Annotated in this window: 3 protein-coding genes; 1 reads left to right on the top strand and 2 read right to left on the bottom strand. The window is 69.2% G+C overall.

Features of this window, described 5'->3' with window-relative positions; translation table 11 throughout:
* Positions 1–259, top strand: a 259-nt coding sequence (locus BKH33_RS13985; RefSeq protein ID WP_208607107.1) for a hypothetical protein, incomplete at its 5' end; no start/stop codon positions are given.
* 182 nt (positions 260–441) lie between these two features.
* Here the strand turns inward: BKH33_RS13985 and BKH33_RS14310 are convergent.
* Entirely contained in the window at positions 442–822 is a 381-nt protein-coding gene (locus tag BKH33_RS14310) for a transposase (protein WP_338073013.1), read from the bottom strand.
* Positions 823–848: 26 nt separating this feature from the next.
* Positions 849–1,214: a transposase gene (locus BKH33_RS14305; RefSeq protein WP_275935698.1), complete on the bottom strand. Its 366-nt coding sequence runs from the start codon at positions 1,212–1,214 to the stop codon at positions 849–851.
* Positions 1,215–1,364: the final 150 nt, after the last annotated feature.

The following is a 1,364-nucleotide window of genomic DNA, read 5'->3' as shown; positions in this document are numbered from 1 at the left end:
GGCGATGACAGCGGGGATGCTCATCAGCCGCAGGCGGATCGTCCGGGGCTCCCAGGCGCGGGCGGGGGCGTCGGCCAGGGCGAGCAGCTGGGAGAAGGCCAGCAGGCCTGCGGGCCAGAGCCACGATCAGGCACCAGACCCGGTTGGCCGCAAACCCCTGCAAGGGAAAGCGGTCAAGCCCGGTGTCCTTGGCACAGCGGATACGGTCCCCTGGCAGCGGGCCCGCAGCCGGTGGCGCACCTCGAGATCGGCGAGCTGACCCACCCTCGTGCTGGCGGCGAAGGCGGTGGGCCGGTAGCCGCCCACGTCCTCGAAGCGCAGCTGGGCGCCCTGATGGGGCCGCTCTCGGCGCACGGTTGACCCGCATACCGCCCGGCCAGACGGTCAGGTCCAGCAGGTCGGCGGGTCTCAGCGACGGCCGTACCCTGTCTGGGCTGGCCGTCAGCGTTGTAGGCCGGGGCCCAGGCGGTCTCGGGGATGGTGCCCGTGGATCTGCGGCGTGTGCTCGGGAAGCGTGAACCCCACGCTGTAGGACACCCGCCGACGGGCCAGGAACTCAATGGTCTCCTTCGTGCCTCCGGCCCCGTCGATGCGCACCAGCACCTTTCTACCGGGTCTGGGGCCGAGCCCGGCCTGGTCCAGTGCCCGGCGGATGATCTCGACGTGGTCGGCGGCGGTATTCGAGCCCGCGTTTCCGGGCCGCAGCACGAGCGCCGCGCACTCACCCCCACCATCGGGGCCGTGGTCGAACCATGCGGTCAGGGGGTGGTAGCCAAACCCCTTCTTGAAGGTCGGGGCCGCACCCTCTTTCTCTGAATGCACATTAACCAAGGTGGCGTCAACGTCGATCACCAACGGACGCTCAGCGCTGATTCCAGCCGTTGGTGAGTGCTCGCCGGCCAGGTCCCACACCCGCTGCCGCACCGTCTTGCGAGCCCGGCCTCGGCGGCCTCGACCACCTCGACGTGGTCGGCCAGGGTCCCCACAAGTCGCGAGACCGTCGGGTCAGAGGCAACAGGCCCGAAGACCTCCTTGTCGCACCGCAGCAGCGAAAGGTCAGACAGGCACCGACCTCCCAGGGCCACGCACACCGCCAGATCCAAGATGATCTTGCCCGGGTCGTGCACCGCCCACCACCGCCGCCACACAGACAGGACCCGTGAGAGCTCGTCGCCCAGGCCCGTGACCCTGCTCGTCTCGGTCAACAGCCTCACCCCGGCCAGCCCCACCGCAGGAACACCCCCCGGACTCCACACCCACAACCGGGTACAACCCGATATTCTTCACCACGAAGGTGTCCCTCCCCTGGAGCTCTCGGATCTCAGCAACCCGCATTATTCCAGGCGAAGCGACACCTTCACCCC

The organism is Actinomyces naeslundii, from assembly GCF_001956585.1.
Classification (GTDB): Bacteria; Actinomycetota; Actinomycetes; order Actinomycetales; family Actinomycetaceae; genus Actinomyces; species Actinomyces naeslundii.
Note: the sequence above shows the minus strand (reverse complement) of the source record. Positions and strands in the feature narration are given on the sequence as shown.